Raw genomic sequence first — 20961 nt, forward strand, 5'->3', positions numbered from 1 at the left:
GGCTTCGTAAACGGTCACCGCCGCCGCGTTGGAGAGGTTCATCGAGCGGCGGCCGGGCACCATCGGGATGCGCAGCCGGTCGGTGACGTGCGGGTCCGCCAGCACCTGCGCGGGCAGACCGGTGGGCTCCGTGCCGAACAGCAGCACGTCGTTCTCCCGGTAGGCCACGTCCGTGAACCGAGTGGTGGCCTGCGTGGTGAACGCGAAGACCCGCTCCGGGCGCAACGCCTCCCACGCCGCCGCCAGATTCGCGTGCACCGTCACCGACGCCAGATCGTGGTAGTCCAACCCCGCCCTGCGCAACTTCGGCTCCGACAGCTCGAACCCCAACGGCTCGATCAGATGCAGATGACACCCGGTCCCCGCGACCAACCGAATCGCGTTACCGGTGTTCGGCGGAATGCACGGCTCGTGAAACATCAGATGGAACACGATTGCCAGTCAACCAGGCGGCCGCCGCCGTCCATCGGACGAGTCGGTCGGGCAGCAGTCGCGGATCGGCTGATCTCGTGCGGAAGCCGACCCTCGTGGACGTCAGGCTTCGCCACCCGGGCTCAGCCGAAGCTGCCCGTGCTCGGCTTGCCGATCACGTCGACGGTGACGATGTCCGTCATGGAGGTGTAGCCGTCGCGCGGATCGCCGGTGGGGCGCTCCCAGGCGCATGCGCCGCGAACGCGCATCTGTCCGGCGGGCAGGGAGCCGTTGCCGAGCGACGTCTGGACCATCTTGCCGTTCGCAATGGCGAACGACGTGGGGTTGTTGCCGCCGAAGATCTCGCCGGTGTCGTCGTCGTACACCCAGCACACACCCTCGGCGTTCGGGTTGTGGAATTTCGCCGACACGGTTCCGGGCACCGAGAAGACCTCTTCGAGCACCGGGGGCGACAGCGGAGGCGTCGCGGTAGCGGTGGCGCCGGAGCCGAGCGCCATCGCCAGCGCCGGAAGGGCGGTGACGGCGAGAAGGGGAAGTCGTCGAGCGATCATGATCGACATGGTGTCAGCTCCCGAGCGCGCCCTGTCGCCAGGGGCGGCAATACACCTGGACGACAGCGCTTTTGATCCGGTACAAGAAGCGGTAGCCCAGCTGAGCGGAGGGGCGGCGTGCTGTCCGCGGCTGAGTCGAACCCGAGTGGAGGAAACATGGTGGGGTCGATGGTTCGTGCCGGATCGATGCTGCTGGCCGTCGTCGCCGGTGTCGCACTGCTGGCGGGTTGCGGTTCTGGAAGCCCGGTGGATTCGGCGGCGGAGCCGACCGGGACAACGTCGACGGCGACCTCGACGACAGCCATACCCGCAGATTGCCACGCCCCATCTGTCGATCCCTTGGTCACCAAGGAGTTGAAGACCGCCCTGACAGCGATAAACCTTCCGGCGAAAGCATGTCTCACTGCCGTGGACGTGGTGGGAAACCCAGCCACCCTGAATGAACTGGCGTTCTTCATCACCCTCGCGGTACCCACGGCGGCAACACCGGATGATCTACGCCCTATCGCCACCGACATTGCACATATTTGGAAGAAGAGCGAGCTCGGACCGAGGACGTCCGAGCTGGCGGTCACCAATTGGTCATATGCCGGAGCGAAGTACATGGATTACCTCATCGACAAGCACTTTCGGGACCATCCGTGGGACGGAACGCCGTCTCACGAAGCCGAGCAGGCGATATGGTCCGTCACGGCCAGGGGATGACCTGACGTCAGAGGGTCGGGCCGAAAGAAACCGACATCAGCGCGTGCGAGTTTCGCTGAAGCCTGAGAACACGTCCGAGTCCTCAGATGCGCTCGCGGGTATCGACCCGCCTGCGGTCGGTGCCAGCAGCTCGATCAGCGCGGTGATGCTTTGCTCGCCCCGGCCCTCGGCTACCGCTCGGTGCAGCAGGTCGTGCATCGGAGCATGCCAGGACATATCGACGCCCGACTCCGCGCCGAGTCGCTCGTCGTCGCCGAGCGCGGTGTGGAACAGCGCGATCGAGGAGCCGAGCCGGGTGTAGTCCCGGTTGTCGATCTCGTCGGCGATGACCGGTAGCAGTGACTCGATCATCTGTAGCCATTTGATCGAATACGGCACCATGGTGTGTGCTGCCAGACCGCGCGCCGCCAGTACCGCAGCTCCTTCGAAGAATCCGAGCAGGGCGGGCAGAAGTGTGGCGCCGACAGCGGATTCGTAGAGGGCTGCCAGGTCCGGTTCGGCGCCCAGATGGACGAGGTCCCCACCGAGTACCCGCAGTGTTTCCCTGTGCTGGTCGAAAACGTCCGGTTCGCCGCCGAAGTACAGCAGTGTGTCCGGCTTTCCGACAGCCGAAGGTACGTTCTTGATCGCGCCACCGAGGAAACGCGCTCCCCGGTCGGCCGCCCAGCGCGCGAAGTCCCGCGCGTCGGCCGGGGTGCCGCTGTTGAGAGTGACGAGGGTTCGCCCGTTCAGTTCGGTCTCGGCAGCGGTCAAACTGTCGCGGGTCGCTCGGAACGTGGTCAGACAGGCGATGATCAACGGGCTGGCGGTGACGGCATCGGCGACGGCGAGCCGCTGCTGCGCGCCCATGGCCACCAGGGGAGCCGCCCGCTGCGGACTGCGATTCCATACAGTCGTCGCATATCCCGCCGCGAGGAAGGCTTCCGCGAGGGCGTAACCCATCGAACCTGTGCCGAGCACGGTCACCGCGGTTTCCTGATCGTTCATGCGACTCCAATCGCGCGCTGTACCCGTAAGGCTCACGGTCTCGTGACAAGGACCGAGTGTTTGCCCGTTCAGCGACAACGACAAGTACGCACTTTCGGGAGCAGTTTCGAACGTTCAGGTAAGTGCCCAGATAGCGGGGAGCGGATCAGCAGCCTTGGTGACCGGAGTCACCATCGGCCGTCTTCATCGAGGCGACCGCCTGCGCTCAGCACTGGTCCTCGATCGATCTACCCCCGTGCATGCGAAGCGCTGCGCCGATCGTTTTTCGCGCGGCGTGGCTGGTAACGGAAAGGCTGGCAAGAGTGTCGAACGCGCGGTGATACAGCTTGATCTCCCTCGGCTGGGTCACTGTGAGTTCTGCGGTTATCGCCTCGACGAGCACTACCTTGTTGTCGAACATCGAGAAGTTCGTCGGTGCGAAGGGAAGTTCCGCCACGGCTGGAACAATTCCGAGTGTCACCCTGGGTAGCCCGATTACAGCAAGTAACCGGTCCAGCTGACCGACCATCACATCGGCACCGCCGACCGTGGTGTGCAACGCTTGCTCTCCGATAAGGAAGTGGAACCGCCGGTTCCCTCGATAGAGAAGTTGTTGCCGCTCCAGCCGCTTGGCGACCCCCGCCTCTACGTCGTTGGGTATTTGATAGAACCGGCTGACATTCCGTAGCGTTCCCGTCGCGTATTCGGCGGTCTGCAAGAACCCGGGAATGAAGAACGGGTTGTAGATCCGTACGATTCGAGAAGTCTCGCTCAGGGTCACCAGCGCATGTTGACGACGTCGAGTGCCGGTGCCGAGCACTTTCCGCCATTCGAGGTACGCGACCTTGATATTTTCCAGGTCGGCTATCAGGTCCGGTGCCTCGTCTACGGCGTCGCAGTGCTCACACCAGGCGCGGATGTCGTCGCGTGACGGCTTGATCCGTCCGTACTCGATCTTGGAGATCTTGGTTTGGTGCCACTCGTTACGCCGGGCCAGCTCCGCGCCGGACAAGCCGGCGTTGAGGCGAAGCTCCCGGAGCCGACTCCCGAGAGCTTCGCGCTGCTGGTGAATCGAGTCGGTCACGGTTGGGCGTACTCCGCGTACGGCGTCGCCAATTCCCATAGCCGGTCGCGCACACTTCGGCAGTAGTCCACAATTCCCGGATCTGCGGTGACCGCCGCACCTGCCGGTTTGCCGTCGGTATCGACGAGGTTGTAGACGACTCGTTCGTCATCGAACAGCCACCAGTCATCCGGTGGCACCTTCCCAGCCGTATGGCGGGGCAAGTACCGGATGTCCTCTCCGGACCGGATATTGCGTCCGGTCACCGAGAGCAACCAACGGTGGTAGTCCGAGTGCGGGACGGTCACGACTCGGACCCGAGTCACCGATATTCCGCGATCAGTGGTCTCCCGCATAAGCGCGTGCCAGGGCACCGGCGGTTCATCGGGCGGAGGTTCGCCGAGGAGAAATGCCCGAAGTCGATTGTCCTCGGATGCCTCGGCGTAGGAGTCCCGAACCTCTAGATGAAATGCGCTGCGCCGCAATGCCCGGAACCAGTCCTGCCACGGGTCACCGCCGACCAGCAGCACCGTAGAACGTCCTTCCTAGCTTGGGTACCTCGATAGCCGTTTCGTCGGTGGCTAGGTCGAGTTGGCTCAGCGTCTCGTCATCCGTGACCGGTCGTCCGGCGAGCGTGAAAGTTCCTCGGCCGGTGTCCGTCATCGTCGTACCGAGGAATGTATCGGCTTCCGCGAAGCCAGTCAGCAGGTGGGGGATCTCGATTTTTCCGGGTGTGTCTGTCTTCCACCCCTGGACCAGGTAGCTCGCCTGGTCAGTGGCGTACAACGACGGGCAACCGTTGGCCTCGGACCCGCCCTTGCCAAGGAACCTCAACCGCATCTTGGTTTCTCCGATCAAGACATGCACATGCATGATGGACTGCCCTCTCAGTCTGGCTCACAAATATGCAGTAGGACAGGGGAATACTGCTTCTGTGCATACCTGTGCATGAACCTGGATGAGCCCCTGGCGCGCTCTCTACCGTCCATTCCATGCACGCGGCATCGGGTGAACACTCCCCGGTGCCGGGTGCCTGCCAACCACGACGGACGGGGTGGACGAATGAGGGTACGGCCGACAGCGATCGGGTATCTGCGCCGCGATGTATCCGGCGTCTCGCAAACCTGGGATGAGATCCAACTCCGCAGCCTCGCGCAGCGTCTCGGGTACGAACTCGCGAAGACGGTGGTGTTCGGCCCGGAAACCGACAGCCCGCTGAGTCGTCTGATGAACGTCGTTCGCCGAGTGGACGTCGACGCTGTGATCGTTCCCGGTGTCCGGCACTTCGGTGCGGAGGTGCCGCCCGCGTTGGTGCAGGTCGCCGACGTGGTCACGGTGGATCCACAGAGGACTTACGCACGTTGGGCGCCCGGGTGCGCCGACGGCCGGAGGTACTCGCCGGCTGAGCACGACGCATGGCTGAGGTCCCTGGGCGAGTGAGTGACCGCGACCAACCTCCGGCGGACCGGACGCGGCCGGTCTGCAAGAATCGGGGCGTGACCGATGCCGACACGCCTATCACCGGGCGCCGCAGCCTGGGGGCGCAATTTCTGCGCTGCCATCTGCCGATGGTCGTGGTGACGCTCGTCATGGTGGTGGCGGTGGTGTTCGTCGCGTCCGATAGGTGGCGGCGCGGGGCGTTCTTCTTCGGCGGTGCGACGCTGCTGGCGGCGGCGTTCCGGCTGTGCCTGCCGACCGCGCGGGTCGGGTTGCTCGCGGTGCGCAGCAAACCTTTCGACGTGGGCGCGCTGACTCTGCTCGGCTCGAGCATCCTGTTCCTCGCGGCCACGATCAACACGCTCGGCGTCGGCTGACCGCTCGGCGATCGGAGGGGCGACCCGGCCGGGCCGGGCCGCCCTCGTGATCAGCGGGTGGCGCGGTATCGCTCGGCGAAAACCGTCCGCTCGCGCGGGCGGCGTCCGGGATGCGGCGGGCGGACGTCGCTGTAGCCGATGGTGACCAGGACCGCGACGGCGAGGTCATCCCGGTCGCCGACCCCGATGGCCTGCTTCACCAACTCGGCGTCCCAGCCGTTCATCGGCGCCGAGGCCAAGCCGAGGCCGGTGGCCGCGAGCATCGCGTAGGTGGCCGCGATCATCGCGTTCTTCACCGCGTTCTCACGCAGCAGCCCGTGCCGCTCGAGCGCGTGGTACTCGGCGCGCGCGTCGAACATGGTCGTGAAGTCGGCGTTCCACGCTCCGCTCCGGCCGGCGAGTTCGGCGATATCGGCGTTGCCTGCCCGCCACGCGTCGACATCGGCGAGGAAGACCAGCACCACCGGGGCTTCGAGCGGCTGGGGCTGGCCGAACGCCGCTTCGTGCAGTGCGCGGCGACCGGCTTCGCCGGTTACCACGACGACCGATCGGTCCTGCATATTCCAGGCGCTCGGCGCCTGCATGGTCAGTTCGAGGAGTTCTTCGATCAGCTCCGGCGCTACCGGATCGGCCCGGTAGTGCCGGACCGTGCGGCGGGTGCGAATGGCATCGGCAACCGAAAGTGTCTGCGCTTCCATGATTCTTACTATCGGAGAGTCAAATCCCGATGGGAAGAAGGCACTAATTAGTGCGCTACACTCTGATGGATGCCCACCTATTTGGAAGGATCCGGTCTACCCGCCTCCATCTACTCCGCGAAGTGCCCCACACGGGAGATTCTCGACCACATCGCGGGCAAGTGGACGGTGCTGATCATCGACGCGCTCGCGGACGGCACCATGCGCTACACCGATCTGCGCACCCGCATCGACGGCATCTCCCAGAAGATGCTGACGCAAACCCTGCGGCAGCTGGAGGCGGACGGATTCGTCACGCGCACAGTGCATCCGACCATTCCACCCCGGGTCGACTACACCCTCACCGAACTCGGCCACAGCCTGCGCACGCCGATAGCGGCGCTGCGGGACTGGATCGAAAGCAACATCAACCGGATCGAAGAGGCGCGACGAGCGGCGCGGTGACCGGCCGGCGCTCTCGGCCGGGTCTACGTCGAAAAGCTCGATCAGCGTTCGGGCCGCACACCGGCCCGGGCTAGTCGCATAGTTTCGGTGAGCAGCTTCGACACCGCCGCCGCCTCGGTGAGAAAACCGTCGTGCCCGTCCCGCGAGTGCACGATCTCCAGCCCGTCGCAACCGGGTAGCAGATCGGCGAGTTCCTGCTGGGTGCGCAGCGGGTACAGACGGTCGGAGTCGACGCCGCCGACCACGCAGGGCACCGGCGTCCCCGCGAGCGCCGCCTCGATGCCGCCGCGACCACGGCCCACATCGTGCCGGTTCATCGCCTCGGTCAGCAACACATAGGTGGCGGGATCGAAACGCTTGCAGAGCTTCTCGGCCTGGTGGTCCAGGTAGCTCTGCACCGCGTACCGGCCGCCGTTCCACGGGTCCTCGTCGTCCTGGGGCTTGTTCTCGAACCGGTGGTCCAACTCGAACTCGGTGCGATAGGTCAGGTGCGCGATCCGCCGGGCCAGGGCCATTCCCGTCGTCGGCGCGCGGCCGGTGCCGTGATAATCGCCGCCCTGCCAGTCCGGATCGCTCTTGATCGCCGCGATCTGGGTGGTCTGGGTGCCGATCTGATCGGCGGTGGCGCGGGCGCCCACCGCGAGCACCAGCGCGGCGGCGACCCGCTCCGGCGCGCCGACCATCCACTCCAGCACCCGCATGCCGCCCATCGATCCGCCGACGACGGCGGCGAGCCGCTCGATTCCGAGCAGGTCGAGCAGAGCGGCTTCCGCCGTCACCTGGTCGCGGATGGAGATCTCGGGAAAACGCGCCCCCCAGGGCTTTCCATCCGGGGCGGGCGTGGACGGCCCGGTGCTGCCCTTACAGCCGCCGAGCACGTTCGTCGCGATCACACACCATTCGTCGGTGTCCAGCGGCGCGCCGGGACCGACCATGCCGTCCCACCAGCCCGGCATCTCGTGCACGTCGTCGGGTTTGCCCACCACGTGCGAGTCGCCGGTCAGCGCGTGTTCGACCAGCACGACGTTGTCCAGTCCGGGGGCGAGCTCACCCCAGCGCTGCACCGCGAGGCGCACGTCCGGGATGACCGCTCCGTTCTCCAGTCGCACGTCTCCGATGGCGATGGCGCCCAGCTGCCCGTCCGGGGGTGGCAGTGCGACGGCGGAGGTCCGTGCGCTCCGTTCGGCACTCACGGTCACGTCGTCGCCGCCGCGAAAACGGTGCGCAGGTCGACCGGAATGTCCTCGATGCCGGCCGCGCGCCGGGCCGGTCCGGCGGCGAGCCGCGTCTCGGGTGTGAGCTGTGCATGCGTCGTCGACGCGGGGTGAATCACGAGGGAACGCATCTTGCCGATGTTAACCATGCGGCCGTGCGGGACCGATTCGTCCTGAGTGGGCCGGTGGATCGGCGAAGCAGGCGCGGCGGCGGCCCCGTGCGGGGTGCGGCCCGTGCGGACCCGCTCGGTCCCGTAGGACCACTGCGCCGGATCGTGCTCGACCCCGCGCGCGGTGGATTCACTCATGGTTTGCTCCCAAGAAGGTGTACGCCGGTACAGCAGGGTTAGCGGTGTGTCCAACAACACATGCCGGCGACCTCCTGTTACGCGCTTGCTCCCGGCTTTCGGGAGCCAGGTCATCACCCGGAGCACCCCACCGCGGATGGAGGGTTGCCGACCAGCGAGCCGGGGCTTGGCGCTGGTACTCATGACCTGCCCGGCATCATAACCGGCGCGCCGTCAGCGTTCGAAATCCTCCAGCGCATCCACCGCGTCGGGGGCCGTCGGCGCGACGCAGCAGGTGCGCACGAATTCGTCGTAGGTCTCGGTGAAGGCGGCGCGCCCGGCGCGGGCCGCGATGGCCATGTCGTCGTGCAGGAACATGTCGTCCGAGCACTCCATGCCGAGGTGGCCGATCAATTGCCAGGTGCCGACGATGAGTCGCACCGCGCGGGCGTGCGGATCGGTGCCCAGTCGCTCGGCGACCACGGCGGCGATGGCGGTGTTCTTGTCGTCGGCATGTTCGAGACTGCGCGCGCTGACCGCGGGACTGCTGCGCACGATCCGCTGCACTTTCTGGAACTGCCGAAACGACAGCGGATCGGCCTCGCCCGCCTCGGCGGCTCGATCGACCACCTGCAGGAAGGCTGCCCGCAGGGCGGCGAGTTCGTTGCCGGTGCGCGGCAGCTCGCGCAGGGTCTCGGCCACGGTTCGCCCGAAGTCCTGGATCGGGCCCAGGACGATGTCCTCTTTGCTGTCGAAATAGCGGTTGATCGTGCGCGGCGAGACGTCCGCGACGTGCGCGATCTGCTCGATCGTGGTCGCTTCGAAGCCTTGGGCGTCGCACAGATCGAGAGCGGCCGCGATGATGCGCGACCTGGTCTGTTGCTTCTTGCGTTCGCGCAGGCCCGGGCCGCTCGCGGCGGCTGCTGCGGCGCCCGCGCCCATCGGCGCCGATGACTCGAGCATGCCCCGATGGTAACGCAACCCTTCATTTTCCTGTCCTTAACAGTCAAATGTCGTACTGCGACATTTTGCGCTTGACGACAAATGTCGTCCAATGTCAGGATGGCTCCAGTTCATCGAGGGACGAGGAGATGACCGTGACGAACACGGGGACAGCGGTGCACGCGCCGCGCGAAACGGGCGGCTCAGCGCGCTGGCTCGCGCTGGCAGTGATCGCATTGGCCCAGCTCATGGTGGTTCTGGACGCCACCATCGTGACCATCTCGCTGCCGTTCGCGCAGCGTGATCTCGACATCAGCGACGGCAACCGGCAATGGATGCTCACCGCCTACACGCTGATCTTCGGCGGCCTGCTGCTGTTGGGCGGCCGGATGGCCGACTACCTGGGCCGCCGCCGGATCTTCATCATCGGCCTGATCGGCTTCGCGGGCGCTTCGGCCCTGGCCGGGCTCGCCCAGAACGGTGCGGAGATGTTCGCCGGACGGGCGCTGCAGGGCGCGTTCGCCGCGCTCCTCGCGCCCGCCGCGCTCTCGCTGCTGTCGGTGACGTTCACCGAGCCCGGCGAGCGGGCCACCGCCTTCGGTGTGTTCGCGGGTATCTCCGCGGGCGGTGCGGCGCTCGGGCTGATCGCGGGCGGCGCGCTCACCGAATACGCGTCGTGGCGGTGGTGCCTGCTGGTCAATACGCCGATCGCGCTGCTCGCGGTGCTCGGAGCGCTGGCCTGGGTGGTGAAGGACATTCCCGCGCCGCGCGCCGGGGGATATGACGTGCCCGGTGCCGTCACGGTGACGCTGGGCCTGATCGCCATCGTGTACGGCTTCAGCCGCGCCGCCGAGGACGGCTGGCTGGCCGGCGGCACCCTGGCGCTGCTGATCGCCGGACCGGTCCTGCTCGCCGCTTTCGTCGTGATCGAACGGCGGTCGTCCAACCCGCTGCTGCCGCTGCACATTCCCGGCGAGATCAACCGAGGCGGGGCGTTCCTCGCGGCGCTGCTCATCCCGATCGCGATGTTCGCGATGTTCCTGTTCCTGAGCTTCTACTTCCAGATCACGCTGGGCTACTCCGCGCTGAAGGCGGGCTTCGCGTTCCTGCCCTTCCCGGCGGGCATCGCGATCTCGGCGGGCGTCACCAGCGCCCTGCTGCCGAAGCTCGGCCCCCGTCCGCTGATGGTGGCCGGCGCCGTGCTGGGTGTCATCGGCTTGGTTCTGCTGGCGCAGCTGGGCTATGGCGACAGCTTCGTCGCCGGGGTGCTGCCTGCCCAGGTGCTCATCGCGCTCGGCATGGGTCCGCTGTTCGTCGGAATGCAGACGGTCGCGCTGCACCAAGTGGAGGAGGCGGACTCGGGTGTCGCGTCCGCGCTGCTGAACGCGGCGCAGCAGGTCGGCGGCGCGGTCGGGACGGCGCTGCTGACCACCATCTCGGTGCAGGTCGCCGAGACCTTCGCACGGGCCAACCCCGGCCTCGACGATCTGGCCGCCCGCGCCGCGATCCACAGCTACGACGTGGCCTTCTACGTCGGCGCCGGGTTCTTCCTCGCGGCCGTCCCGATCATCGCGCTGATGATCAGGGACCGGCCGCAGAACCTGATCGAAGGCTCCGAGGAAGGGGCGCGGGTTCCGGTCGCGGTCTGATGCACCGGCGGCGAGGTCCGCGCGGCGCCATGGCGCCGCGCGGACCCTGTCGTTTGCGGGACGGTTGCCATGATGGTTGCCGAGCCCGAATGGAAGGCGGATCATGGCGACGACGGCGGTTGCGCGGGCGCCCGCCGTGTGGTGCTGGAAACGCCGCTGACCTACCAATCGGTAACAAAGGTGCGCCGGCTCACTCCGGGGGCTGCCCGTGCGGTGAGAACTCGGGCAGCAGTACGCTTGTCTTGTTTGCACCACACGTCTCGCCGACAACGCGAGACATATACGTTGTCTGTTGGAACAGCTGGGGTCCGCTCACAAGCGTGTTCGCCTGGCCGTGCAATGAGGGCACCATCCTAGGAGGACACGAAGATCCATGTCCAAGATCAAGGTTGAAGGCACCGTCGTAGAACTCGACGGCGACGAGATGACCCGGATCATCTGGCAGTTCATCAAGGACAAGCTGATCCACCCCTATCTCGACGTGAATCTGGAGTACTACGACCTCGGCATCGAATACCGAGACAAGACAGACGACCAGGTCACCGTCGACGCCGCCGAAGCCATCAAGCGGCACGGCGTCGGTGTGAAGTGCGCCACCATCACCCCGGACGAGGCGCGGGTCAAGGAATTCGGTCTGAAGAAGATGTGGCGTTCGCCCAACGGCACCATCCGCAACATCCTGGGTGGCACCATCTTCCGCGCCCCGATCATCATCTCGAACGTCCCCCGGCTGGTTCCCGGCTGGACCAAGCCGATCATCATCGGCCGTCACGCTTTCGGCGACCAGTACCGCGCCACCGACTTCAAGGTCTTCCAGGGCGGCACCGTCACCTTGACCTTCACCCCGGACGACGGCAGCGAGCCGATCGTGCACGAGGTCGTGAAGATGCCCGAGGACGGCGGCGTCGTCATGGGCATGTACAACTTCCGCAAGTCGATCGAGGATTTCGCGCGGGCGTCGTTCAACTACGGCCTGCAGCAGAACTACCCGGTGTACATGTCCACGAAGAACACCATCCTGAAGGCCTACGACGGCATGTTCAAGGACACGTTCCAGGACATCTTCGATGCCGAGTTCAAGAGCCAGTTCGACGCCGCGGGCCTGACCTACGAGCACCGCTTGATCGACGACATGGTCGCCTCCTCCATGAAATGGGAGGGCGGCTACGTCTGGGCGTGCAAGAACTACGACGGCGACGTGCAGTCCGACACCGTGGCCCAGGGCTTCGGTTCGCTCGGCCTGATGACCTCGGTGCTGCTCACCCCGGACGGCCAGACCTGTGAGGCGGAGGCCGCGCACGGCACCGTCACCCGGCACTACCGCCAGCACCAGCAGGGCAAGCCGACCTCGACCAACCCGATCGCGTCGATCTTCGCCTGGACCAGGGGCCTCGAGCACCGCGGCAAGCTGGACAACACCCCGGAGGTCATCGGCTTCGCGCAGACTCTCGAGGACGTCGTCATCAAGACCGTCGAGGGTGGCCAGATGACCAAGGACCTCGCGCTGCTCGTCGGCGGGGACCAGGGCTACCTGAGCACCGAAGAGTTCCTCGGCGCGCTGGACGCCAACCTGGCTCGCGCGCTGCGCTGAGTGCACCGGGCCGAGCCGCATCGCTCGGCCGACTCCGGCGCTGGGTGCGTACCCAGCGCCGGGCTGGCTTGATCGGGCACCCGCTCCCCTGGGTGGAACGGGTGCCCGGACTGTTTTCGGGGTGGTCGGGGTGTCGCCCGCCGAGTGCCGGCGCACGTGTCCACCTGCGTCGTGCATCCACGGTACGGTGGGCGAACTCACGTCGGCCCGGGAAGCGGAGACCGGTCGCGGACGGTTACATGAACACGTGACCAGCCCCGTGACCACGAGCATTCCCGCGCCGCCCGAGCGCACCGACTGGCACGTGCCCGCCATGCTGGCTCTCGCCCTCGGTGGATTCGGCATCGGGACGACCGAATTCGTCACCATGGGATTGCTGCCGGACATCGCTACGGCCGTCCACGTCTCCGAGCCGACGGCGGGGCACGCGGTGTCGGCCTACGCGCTGGGGGTGGTGATCGGCGCACCGCTGATCGCCGCGCTGGGCGCGCGGGTGGCGCGCAAGCGGCTACTCGTCGCGCTCATGGTGGCGTTCACGCTGGGCAATGCGGCGACCGTGCTGGCTCCCTCGTTCGAGACGCTGGTCGCGGCCCGGTTCGTCTCGGGGCTGCCACACGGCGCCTATTTCGGCGTCGCCTCGCTGGCCGCCGCCACACTCGCACCGGCAGGACAGCGGGCCAAGGCGGTTGCCGCGGTTATGCTGGGCTTGAGCGCCGCCAATGTCGTCGGCGTTCCCGCGGCTACCTGGCTCGGTCAGCATCTCGGCTGGCGGGACGCGTTCGTGGTGGTCGCGCTGATCGGGGTCGCGACCGTGGCCGCGCTGCTGCGCTTCGTCCCGGAACTCACCGGCGTGACGATGACCGACCCGATGACCGAACTCGGCGCGCTGCGCCGGCCCCAAGTGCTGTTGACGCTGCTGGTCGGGGCCATCGGGTTCGGCGGGATGTTCGCCGTCTACACCTACATCGCGACCACGCTCACCGACGTCGCGGGACTGCGCGCCGGTGCGGTGCCGTTGGTGCTGATGCTGTTCGGCGTGGGCATGGTGATCGGCAACATCGTCGGCGGCGTGCTCGCCGATCGCGGCGTGGACCGCGCCGTGTTCGTCGCGATGATCGCGATGACCGTCATCCTCGGCGGATTCGCCGTCGCTGCCCACAACCCCTACACCGCGGCCTTCGGCGCGCTGCTCGTCGGCGCTTCCGGGGCCGCGCTGGCGCCCGGTCTGCAAACCCGGCTGATGGACGTGGCGGCCGATGCCCAGACCCTCGCCGCCGCCCTCAACCACGCCGCCCTGAACATCGCCAACGCCGCGGGCGCCTGGCTCGGCGGCCTGGTCATCGCCGCGGGCCTCGGGTACACGGCCCCGGCCATGGTCGGCGCGGGCTTGGCGGCGACCGGCGTGTTGTTGTTCGCCGTGACGGTCTGGACCGCGCGGAGATCGCGGGCAGCGACCGGCCGAGCGCCGATGCGGAGGTAGCGTCCTCGGCCGTCGGCTGGCGACAAGCGAACGGTAAGGCGCCTGTAAGTCGTCCGTTGCACCGTGGGCCTATGAGTTCCCACGGTTTGCCGAAGTCGAGATGAAGGGTCCGCTGTCCGCGGCCATGGACGAGGTACGCCGGATACTCAAAGGACTGCTCGGAACCTCAGCGGACGCCGCTGACGGGCTTCCCACCGCGGGCGAGGCACTGGATCAGTTCTACCGGGCGGAGAGCAAGGCCTGGCGCATGGGGGCGCAAGAACTCGATCGGGCCGATCGTGACAATGCGCCGACGATCGCGGGAAGTGTCCCAGAGTCGACGCTCGCGGCCGCACGGCCCGGCGACTCGCTCGATGTGCCGCTCGCGGAGATACGCCCTGCCGGGGTGTCCCGGTTGATCCGCAATGCGCACCAGCCGACGCCGGTCGAGGCGGAGGCCATGCGGCGCGCCTACGCGGCCCAGGCCGTGATCATGGCCCGCATCGGCGACCGGCCCCCGACCCTCGCCGAAGTGCGGGAGCTACTGCTGCTGGTCAACCCAACCAGGTCGCGGACGGCGGGCAATTGCATGGAGTGCTCCTGGGCAGTACGCGACATTCTGGCCGGGCGCCCTGCCGTCGCCGGGCCGAGCGGCGCCCAGAAGTTCATCGAGCCCGGGACGGAACGGTTCCAGGGCGACAGCCACCGCGAGATTCACGAAGCGATCTGCGAGCACCTGTACCAGCGCGGCCAGAACGCGATCATGTCGGGGAATCGCTACTCCGACGCCTTCGGGCATCACTACAACGTGGCCAACATCGAGGGGAAGATCTACTACCTCGACGGTCAAACCGGCACTGTGACCGAAGAGAACATCGTCCCCGACGGCGATTACTACGTCGTATTCCCGATGCGTGGCGTCTGACGCCGTTCGGCCGGTCGGCGGCCACACGGGCGGAATCCGGACTCGCCGCTCGTCCGCCGGGCGAGATCATTCGGCGGGCCGGCCGACCAGAGCGCGCCCGGCGAGTTCGCGCAGGTGTGCCGACGCGCGGCGCCAACGGCGCTGCGCCCGCTCGGCGTCCGGGTCGATGAAATTCGAGATCAGGATGCCGCGCAGCGCGTCCATGGCCGTGTAGATGAAGTCGCGCGCCTCCTTGCGGCGCACGTCGTCGGGTACGAAACGGGCGACCGCCAGCAAGACGGCGTTGTTGACGAACGGCTCGACCTTCTCCATCGCCGCCGCCAGCACCGGATCGGTCCGCCCCGCCACCCACAGTTCGACGGTCGCGACGAACAGCGGGCCTTGGTGCAGGTCCCACAGGAATTCCAGCGCCGCCGCCACCGGATCGTCACCGGTCTCGACCCGGGACATCTCCCGCATGGCGCTCTCCGCGCGCAGCTGCGCCAGATGGCTGATCGCGGCGACCACCAGATCGGTCTTCGAGCCGAAATGATGCACTTGGGCCCCGCGCGTCACCCCGGCGCGCTCGGCTACCCGCGGTGTCGTGGTTCCCGCGTATCCGTACTCGACCAGACAGTCCACCGTCGCGTCCAGCAGGCGGGTGCGCATCTCGGTGCTGCGCTGCTCCTGGGTCCGGCGCTGCTGCTTCACGACTACGCTCCTGGCCATCGCTCGATCCTACACTTACGTACAGAACTGTATGTTCCAGCTGTCGAGCGGAGATATGCGCTTCGCCGTGCGGATGCGGCCGCTTCGGCGGGCTCGCGCACCCGGTGGGCTCCGCATGCAGGGTTTCGAAACACATGCGTGTGTCATTGTATGTAGCAGGCAAAATGCAAGCGCCTGGTTATCGCGCTGATTGCAGCTCATTCCGGCGCACCCCTTGCTCACTTACATACAAATTTGTATGTTTGTTTCAGCTCGTTCCGGGCGGCCGCACGCGCGGTGCACGCACAACCTGAGGAGTTCGATGGCGAACAAGGTCTACGTCGTCGGTGTCGGCATGACGAAGTTCGAGAAGCCGGGCCGCCGCCGAGTCGAGGAAGCCGACGGCACCACCCGTGCCTGGGACTACCCGGACATGGCCAGGGAATCGGGTACGAAGGCGCTCGCGGACGCGGGCATCTCCTACGACCTGGTGGAGCAGGCCTACGTCGGCTACGTCTACGGCGAGTCCACCTCCGGTCAGCGTGCTGTCTACGAACTCGGCATGACCGGCATCCCGGTGGTCAACGTGAACAACAATTGCTCCACCGGCTCGACGGCGCTGTATCTCGCGGCGCAGGCGATCCGGGGCGGGCTGGCCGAATGCACGCTGGCGCTCGGCTTCGAGAAGATGCAACCCGGCTCGCTGGGCTCCACCTGGGACGACCGCGAGCAGCCCATGGCCAAGCACGTGATGGCGCTGGCCGAGATCTCCGAGGTGCTGTTCCCGGTGGCGCCGTGGATGTTCGGCGCCGCGGGGCGCGAGCACATGAAGCAGTACGGCACCACCGCCGAGCATTTCGCCAAGATCGGCTACAAGAACCACAAGCACTCGGTGAACAACCCGTATTCGCAGTTCCAGGACGAGTACACGCTCGAGGACATCCTCGGCTCGCGGATGATCTACGACCCGCTCACCAAATTGCAGTGCTCGCCGACCTCCGACGGGTCCGGCGCGGTGATCCTCGCGAGCGAGGCTTTCGTCGACGCGCACGACCTCGCCGGGCAGGCGGTGGAGATCGTCGGGCAGGCGATGACCACCGACTTCGCCTCGACTTTCGACGAGACCGCCAAGAACCTGATCGGCTACGACATGAACGTGCAGGCGGCGCGCAAGGTCTACGACCAGGCGGGGCTCGGTCCGGACGACTTCCAGGTGATCGAGCTGCACGACTGCTTCTCCGCCAACGAACTGCTGCTCTACGAAGCCCTCGGACTGTGCGGCGAGGGCGAGGCGGGGCGGTTGGTCGACGACGGTCTGACCACCTATGGCGGCAAGTGGGTGGTGAACCCCTCCGGCGGCCTGATCTCCAAGGGGCATCCACTGGGAGCGACGGGTCTCGCGCAGTGCTCGGAGCTGACCTGGCAGCTACGCGGCGCCGCGGACAAGCGTCAAGTGGACGGCGTCACCGCCGCCTTGCAACACAACATCGGCCTCGGCGGCGCGGCCGTCGTCACCGCCTACCAGCGCGCCGACCGCTGAACCGCGGCCCGGTCCGCGGACGAACTCGACGAGGAGTGCAACACATGGGACACATCGAATCCACCAAGGACGTCAACGCGGCTCCGGAAGCGCTGTGGGCGGTCGTCTCCGACCCGCAGACCTGGGAGAAGTGGTTCACCATCCACGAGCGCTTCATGGAGGAGCCGCCCGCCGTGCTGAGCGAGGGCGCCAAGCTGGTCGCCAAGATCGTGATGCTCGGCATGGCGAACAAGCTGGAGTGGACCATCGTCTCGGTCGACGCGCCGCACCGGCTGACCCTCGGCGGCACCGGCATGGCCGGAGTGAAGACCGAGTTCACCTTCGACATCCGGCCCAACGGAGCGGGAAGCACGATCCTGGTGTCCGGTGACTTCGAAGGCGCCTTGATCAAGGGCGCGCTGGGCAAAGCCGTGGAGAAAGACGGCATCAAGCAGCTGGACCGATCCCTCGAACAGCTCGACGCCCTGGCCGCAGCGGCATGAGCGGTCAGGGCCGGAGGCGGCAGCGCAGCGTGACCACGCAGGCCCCCGCTCGTGCCGAAGGTGGATACGGCATGAGCGGTCAGGGCCGGAGGCGGCAGCGCAGCGTGACCACGCAGGCCCCCGCATGAGTACCGCGGCCCGTCGAGTGGAGTTCGACGACAGCGGTCTGGAGGTCTGGTCCGACGAGGAGCGTTTCGAGGTCACCGCCGAGCGCGTCGCGGAGTACGCCGCCGCGACGAACGATCCGATCCCCGCGCATCTGGCCGGGACGGTGGCCGGGCCGGTTTTCGCCATCGTCCCGGTTTTCGAGGCCATGATGATGCCCGTCATCGATGTCGCGCCGATGGACATCTTCGGCCGGGTCGTGCACGGAGAGCAGGATTTCCATTTCCACCGTGCGATCCGGCCCGGCGACCGGCTGGTGTCGCGGGCCAAGGCGGTCGGCTACACCAGCCGCTCCAACGGGACGACCATCACCATCCGCATCGAATGTCGCACCGAGGCGGGCGAACCGGTCAACGACCAGTACCTGACCGCGTTCTTCCGCAACATCGACGCGGGCAGGACGGTCGGCGCGGCCGCTCCGGCGCACAAGTTCGACGAACGCCTGCGCGAGGGGGAGCCGGTCGCGGTGGTGGCGCAGCACGTCGACCACGACCAGACCTTCCGCTACGCGCCGGCTTCCGGCGATCCGGTGCCGCTGCACTTGGACGAGCAGGTCGCCGAGGACGCCGGGCTGCCCGGCATCATCGCGCACGGGCTGTGCACCATGGCGTTCGCTTCCTGGGCGGTGCTCACCGAGGTCGCGGGCTCGGATGTGCACCGGCTCAGACGGTTCGCGGTGCGCTTCGCCAAGCTGGTGTTCCCCGGCGACGACCTGGAGACCCGCATCTGGAAGGCCGGCTCGGCCGACGGCGTCACCCGCTACGCCTTCGAGACCGTGCGCGGCGACGACGTCGTGCTCAGTGACGGACTGGCGGAGATCGCCGACTGATCCCGGTGCGGCGGCGCGGGATTCCGCCGCACCTTCCCCTCTCATCGCCGGATTCGGCGGGACTTCAGGAGACAACATGGGCGCACTGGCCGGACGGGTCGCCGTCATCACCGGCGCGGGCCGCGGCATCGGCCGCGAGCACGCGTTGCTGTTCGCGAAGGAGGGCGCCGCGGTGGTCGTCAACGACCTCGGCGGCAGCAACGCGGGGGAGGGGGCCGATTCCGGCCCCGCGCAGGAGGTGGCGCGCGAGATCGTCGCCGCGGGTGGCAAGGCGGTAGCCAACACCGACGACGTCGCGACCTGGGACGGCGCGCGGAAGCTCGTCGAACAGGCGGTCACCGATTTCGGCGGCCTGGACGTGGTGGTGAACAACGCGGGCATCCTGCGCGATGCGTTCATCGCGGGCATGGACGAGGCGCAGTGGGACGCGGTGATCGCCGTGCACCTCAAGGGGCACGCGGCGGTGCTGCACCACGCCGCGGCGTACTGGAAGCAGCAGTCCAAGGCGGGCGACCAGCCCAAGGCCGCGGTGATCAACACCGCTTCGGCGTCGGGCACCACGCTGCCCAATCCGGGCCAGGCCAATTACGGCGCGGCCAAGGCGGGCATCGCCGCGCTGACGCTGGTGGCCGCCGACGAGCTGGCGCGCTACGGCGTGCGGGTGAACGCTATCGCGCCGATCGCGCGCACCCGCCTCACCCTGGCCACCCCCGGCATGGGCGAGATGCTGGCGGCCGAGGCGGAGGCGTCCGAGGGCGAATTCGACGCCTTCGCCCCGGCCAATATCGCGCCTCTGGTCGCCTACCTGGCCGCCGAGACCTGTCCGATCACCGGCAAGGTGTTCGCGGTACAGGGCGGTGCGATCTCCGAGCTGGCCGGTTGGCACGATGTGAAGACCATCGAGACCGAGGGTCCCTGGCTGATCGACGACATCGCCGCCCGGCTGCCCTGATCTCGGGGAACGTGAGGAGAACGACGATGTTCGAATGGTCCGAGACCGATGTGGTGATTCGCGACGCCGTGCGGGCGTTCATCGACAGGGAGGTCCGCCCCAACCTGGACGCGCTCGACAGCGGTGAGCTGCCGCCGTATCCCGTCATCCGGAAGTTGTTCAGTCAGTTCGGCATCGACGTCATGGGCGGCGAGGCCGTGCAGAAGATGCTGGCCAAGCAGGCCGCGCGGGAAGCGGCCGCCGCGGCGGGAGAGCCGAAACCGGAGCCGAAGGCGTCCGGTTCCAGCCCGTTCGCCGGACAGGAATCGCTGATGGCGGTGCTCATCGGGGAGCTGTCGGGGGTGTGCATGGGCCTGGTCACCGCGATGGGGGTGAGCATCGGCCTCGGCGCCACCACGATCATGTCGCGGGGGACGCTGGCGCAGAAGCAGCGGTGGCTGGAGGACATCGTCACCATGCGGAAGGTCGCGTCCTGGGCGATCACCGAACCGGACTCCGGGTCGGACGCCTTCGGCGGCATGAAGACCTACGTCAAGCGCGACGGCGAGGACTACCTGCTCAACGGCCAGAAGACCTTCATCACCAACGGCCCCTACGCCGACGTGATGATCGTGTACGCGAAGCTGGACGAAGGCGCGGGCGGCGACAAACGCGAACGCAAGGTGCTCACTTTCGTGCTCGACAAGGGCATGCCCGGCCTCACCCAGGGCAAGCCGTTCAAGAAGATGGGCCTGCACTCCTCGCCGACCGGTGAGCTGTTCTTCGACAACGTGCGCGTCGGCCGGGACCGGCTGCTCGGCGAGACCGAGGAGCACCGGGGCGGCGACGGCCGGGAGAGCGCTCGCTCCAGCTTCACCGCCGAGCGCATCGGCGTGGCCTTCATGGCGCTGGGCATCATCGACGAATGTCGCCGGCTGTGCCTGGACTACGCCAAGAGCCGCAAGCTCTGGGGCCAGGAGATCGGCCGCTTCCAGCTGGTCCAGCTGAAGCTGGCGAAGATGGAGATCGCCCGGATCAACGTGCAGAACATGGTGTTCAACACGCTGGAACGAGGCCGGGCGGGCAAACCGCCGACCCTGGCCGAGGCCTCGGCGATGAAGCTCTACGCCTCCGAGGCGGCCACCGAGGTGGCGATGGAAGCGGTCCAGCTCTTCGGCGGCAACGGCTATATGACCGAGTACCGCGTCGAGCAGCTCGCCCGCGACGCCAAGTCCCTCATGATCTACGCGGGCAGCAACGAGATCCAAGTGACCCACATCGCCAAAGGACTACTCGCGCAGTAATTTCGACCTGCGAAGCGAGACCGAGCACGGGGCCGTTCGCGGCCCGGCTCGCGTCCGAGCGGCCGCCGCGTCCGCGACGAAGTCGCCGGCCTCGATCGCTCGGGCGCCAGTCTTGAGCGGGGCTCGAACATGCGGTGCGCAGGCACCGCCGAAGTCCGACAGCGGCACCGCGTGCACCGAGGTGTTGCGGTTTCTCGTCCGACGTGCCCAGCGCGCCGCAACTCCGGGTTTCGAGCGAAGCGAGACCGAGCATTGCCTGTTCGCGGCCCGGCTCGCGTCCGAG

At 67.4% G+C, this 20961-nt stretch carries 23 protein-coding genes, 1 pseudogene and 1 riboswitch; of the genes and pseudogenes, 13 read left to right on the plus strand and 11 right to left on the minus strand.

Annotated elements, in window-relative coordinates; translation table 11 throughout:
- Both ON27_RS05390 and ON27_RS05395 read right to left on the minus strand, forming a co-directional pair.
- Window positions 1-432: tRNA (cytidine(34)-2'-O)-methyltransferase (locus ON27_RS05390; protein WP_043720313.1), on the minus strand; the 432-nt coding region annotated here is incomplete at its 3' end.
- A 122-nt stretch (window positions 433-554) separates the two neighbouring features.
- Window positions 555-983 (minus strand): hypothetical protein, encoded by a 429-nt coding sequence (locus tag ON27_RS05395; protein ID WP_043720263.1) that lies wholly within the window; start codon window positions 981-983, stop codon window positions 555-557.
- A 168-nt stretch (window positions 984-1151) separates the two neighbouring features.
- Between ON27_RS05395 and ON27_RS05400 the strand changes: the two genes are divergently transcribed.
- Window positions 1152-1688, plus strand: coding sequence for a hypothetical protein (locus ON27_RS05400; RefSeq protein WP_157227091.1), 537 nt, complete (start codon window positions 1152-1154; stop codon window positions 1686-1688).
- Between the two features lie 36 nt (window positions 1689-1724).
- Here ON27_RS05400 and ON27_RS05405 read toward each other — a convergent pair whose 3' ends face one another.
- From ON27_RS05405 to ON27_RS05420, 4 genes are all read right to left on the minus strand, one after another.
- Window positions 1725-2675 carry an NAD(P)-dependent oxidoreductase gene (locus tag ON27_RS05405; protein ID WP_083887388.1) on the minus strand — a complete coding sequence of 317 codons (951 nt, stop codon included), beginning with the start codon at window positions 2673-2675 and terminating at the stop codon, window positions 1725-1727.
- A 205-nt stretch (window positions 2676-2880) separates the two neighbouring features.
- Window positions 2881-3738: a helix-turn-helix domain-containing protein gene (locus ON27_RS05410; RefSeq protein WP_051046248.1), complete on the minus strand. Its 858-nt coding sequence runs from the start codon at window positions 3736-3738 to the stop codon at window positions 2881-2883.
- Window positions 3735-4247 (minus strand): DUF6879 family protein, encoded by a 513-nt coding sequence (locus ON27_RS45760; protein ID WP_043720269.1) that lies wholly within the window; start codon window positions 4245-4247, stop codon window positions 3735-3737. Before ON27_RS45760 ends, ON27_RS05410 begins: the two co-directional genes overlap by 4 nt.
- Window positions 4228-4590, minus strand: coding sequence for a hypothetical protein (locus ON27_RS05420; protein WP_245559784.1), 363 nt, complete (start codon window positions 4588-4590; stop codon window positions 4228-4230). Before ON27_RS05420 ends, ON27_RS45760 begins: the two co-directional genes overlap by 20 nt.
- 189 nt (window positions 4591-4779) lie before the next feature.
- On the opposite strand from ON27_RS05420, the gene ON27_RS05425 reads away from it, so the two are divergent.
- Window positions 4780-5157 (plus strand): hypothetical protein, encoded by a 378-nt coding sequence (locus tag ON27_RS05425; RefSeq protein ID WP_051046249.1) that lies wholly within the window; start codon window positions 4780-4782, stop codon window positions 5155-5157.
- A 128-nt stretch (window positions 5158-5285) separates the two neighbouring features.
- Window positions 5286-5531, plus strand: coding sequence for a DUF3017 domain-containing protein (locus ON27_RS44630; protein ID WP_245559786.1), 246 nt, complete (start codon window positions 5286-5288; stop codon window positions 5529-5531).
- Window positions 5532-5581: 50 nt separating this feature from the next.
- Here ON27_RS44630 and ON27_RS05435 read toward each other — a convergent pair whose 3' ends face one another.
- Window positions 5582-6229 carry a nitroreductase family protein gene (locus ON27_RS05435; protein ID WP_043720274.1) on the minus strand — a complete coding sequence of 216 codons (648 nt, stop codon included), beginning with the start codon at window positions 6227-6229 and terminating at the stop codon, window positions 5582-5584.
- A gap of 69 nt (window positions 6230-6298) precedes the next feature.
- Between ON27_RS05435 and ON27_RS05440 the strand changes: the two genes are divergently transcribed.
- Window positions 6299-6673, plus strand: coding sequence for a winged helix-turn-helix transcriptional regulator (locus ON27_RS05440; RefSeq protein WP_043720276.1), 375 nt, complete (start codon window positions 6299-6301; stop codon window positions 6671-6673).
- A 41-nt stretch (window positions 6674-6714) separates the two neighbouring features.
- Here ON27_RS05440 and metX read toward each other — a convergent pair whose 3' ends face one another.
- The 3 genes and pseudogenes from metX to ON27_RS39670 all read right to left on the minus strand — a co-directional run bounded on the left by metX (window position 6715) and on the right by ON27_RS39670 (window position 9137).
- Window positions 6715-7872 (minus strand): homoserine O-acetyltransferase MetX, encoded by a 1158-nt coding sequence (metX, locus tag ON27_RS05445; protein ID WP_043720278.1) that lies wholly within the window; start codon window positions 7870-7872, stop codon window positions 6715-6717.
- Window positions 7869-8045: pseudogene (locus tag ON27_RS44635) on the minus strand (O-acetyl-L-homoserine sulfhydrolase); the annotation flags it as partial. The gene metX and the pseudogene ON27_RS44635, both read right to left, overlap by 4 nt.
- Window positions 8046-8271: 226 nt before the next feature.
- Window positions 8272-8382, minus strand: a riboswitch (SAM riboswitch).
- A 26-nt stretch (window positions 8383-8408) separates the two neighbouring features.
- Window positions 8409-9137 carry a TetR/AcrR family transcriptional regulator gene (locus tag ON27_RS39670; RefSeq protein ID WP_051046250.1) on the minus strand — a complete coding sequence of 243 codons (729 nt, stop codon included), beginning with the start codon at window positions 9135-9137 and terminating at the stop codon, window positions 8409-8411.
- 128 nt (window positions 9138-9265) lie between these two features.
- Between ON27_RS39670 and ON27_RS05460 the strand changes: the two genes are divergently transcribed.
- The 4 genes from ON27_RS05460 to ON27_RS05475 all read left to right on the plus strand — a co-directional run bounded on the left by ON27_RS05460 (window position 9266) and on the right by ON27_RS05475 (window position 14740).
- Window positions 9266-10765 carry an MFS transporter gene (locus tag ON27_RS05460; RefSeq protein WP_043720282.1) on the plus strand — a complete coding sequence of 500 codons (1500 nt, stop codon included), beginning with the start codon at window positions 9266-9268 and terminating at the stop codon, window positions 10763-10765.
- 373 nt (window positions 10766-11138) lie between these two features.
- On the plus strand, window positions 11139-12356 hold the full coding sequence (locus ON27_RS05465; protein ID WP_040864988.1) for an NADP-dependent isocitrate dehydrogenase: 1218 nt from the start codon (window positions 11139-11141) through the stop codon (window positions 12354-12356).
- Between the two features lie 313 nt (window positions 12357-12669).
- Complete coding sequence (locus tag ON27_RS05470) at window positions 12670-13836, plus strand: MFS transporter (RefSeq protein ID WP_051046251.1); 1167 nt, start codon at window positions 12670-12672, stop codon at window positions 13834-13836.
- 100 nt (window positions 13837-13936) lie between these two features.
- A complete protein-coding gene (locus ON27_RS05475; protein WP_043720285.1) occupies window positions 13937-14740 on the plus strand; it encodes a toxin glutamine deamidase domain-containing protein in 804 nt (267 codons plus the stop codon).
- Window positions 14741-14806: 66 nt separating this feature from the next.
- On the opposite strand, the gene ON27_RS05480 is transcribed toward ON27_RS05475, so the two are convergent.
- The gene (locus tag ON27_RS05480) at window positions 14807-15448 is read right to left on the minus strand and encodes a TetR/AcrR family transcriptional regulator (protein WP_043720288.1); all 642 of its coding nucleotides are present in this window, start codon (window positions 15446-15448) and stop codon (window positions 14807-14809) included.
- Between the two features lie 301 nt (window positions 15449-15749).
- Between ON27_RS05480 and ON27_RS05485 the strand changes: the two genes are divergently transcribed.
- The 5 genes from ON27_RS05485 (at window position 15750) to ON27_RS05505 (ending at window position 20678) form a co-directional block, all read left to right on the plus strand.
- Window positions 15750-16967, plus strand: coding sequence for a lipid-transfer protein (locus ON27_RS05485; RefSeq protein WP_043720291.1), 1218 nt, complete (start codon window positions 15750-15752; stop codon window positions 16965-16967).
- A 44-nt stretch (window positions 16968-17011) separates the two neighbouring features.
- Complete coding sequence (locus ON27_RS05490) at window positions 17012-17449, plus strand: type II toxin-antitoxin system Rv0910 family toxin (RefSeq protein WP_043720293.1); 438 nt, start codon at window positions 17012-17014, stop codon at window positions 17447-17449.
- Window positions 17450-17573: 124 nt separating this feature from the next.
- On the plus strand, window positions 17574-18443 hold the full coding sequence (locus ON27_RS05495) for a MaoC/PaaZ C-terminal domain-containing protein (protein ID WP_043720306.1): 870 nt from the start codon (window positions 17574-17576) through the stop codon (window positions 18441-18443).
- Between the two features lie 76 nt (window positions 18444-18519).
- Window positions 18520-19395 (plus strand): SDR family oxidoreductase, encoded by an 876-nt coding sequence (locus tag ON27_RS05500; protein ID WP_043720309.1) that lies wholly within the window; start codon window positions 18520-18522, stop codon window positions 19393-19395.
- Between the two features lie 26 nt (window positions 19396-19421).
- Window positions 19422-20678 carry an acyl-CoA dehydrogenase family protein gene (locus tag ON27_RS05505; protein ID WP_043720311.1) on the plus strand — a complete coding sequence of 419 codons (1257 nt, stop codon included), beginning with the start codon at window positions 19422-19424 and terminating at the stop codon, window positions 20676-20678.
- Window positions 20679-20961: the final 283 nt, after the last annotated feature.

This window comes from Nocardia asiatica NBRC 100129 (genome assembly GCF_000308415.1).
Classification (GTDB): Bacteria; Actinomycetota; Actinomycetes; order Mycobacteriales; family Mycobacteriaceae; genus Nocardia; species Nocardia asiatica.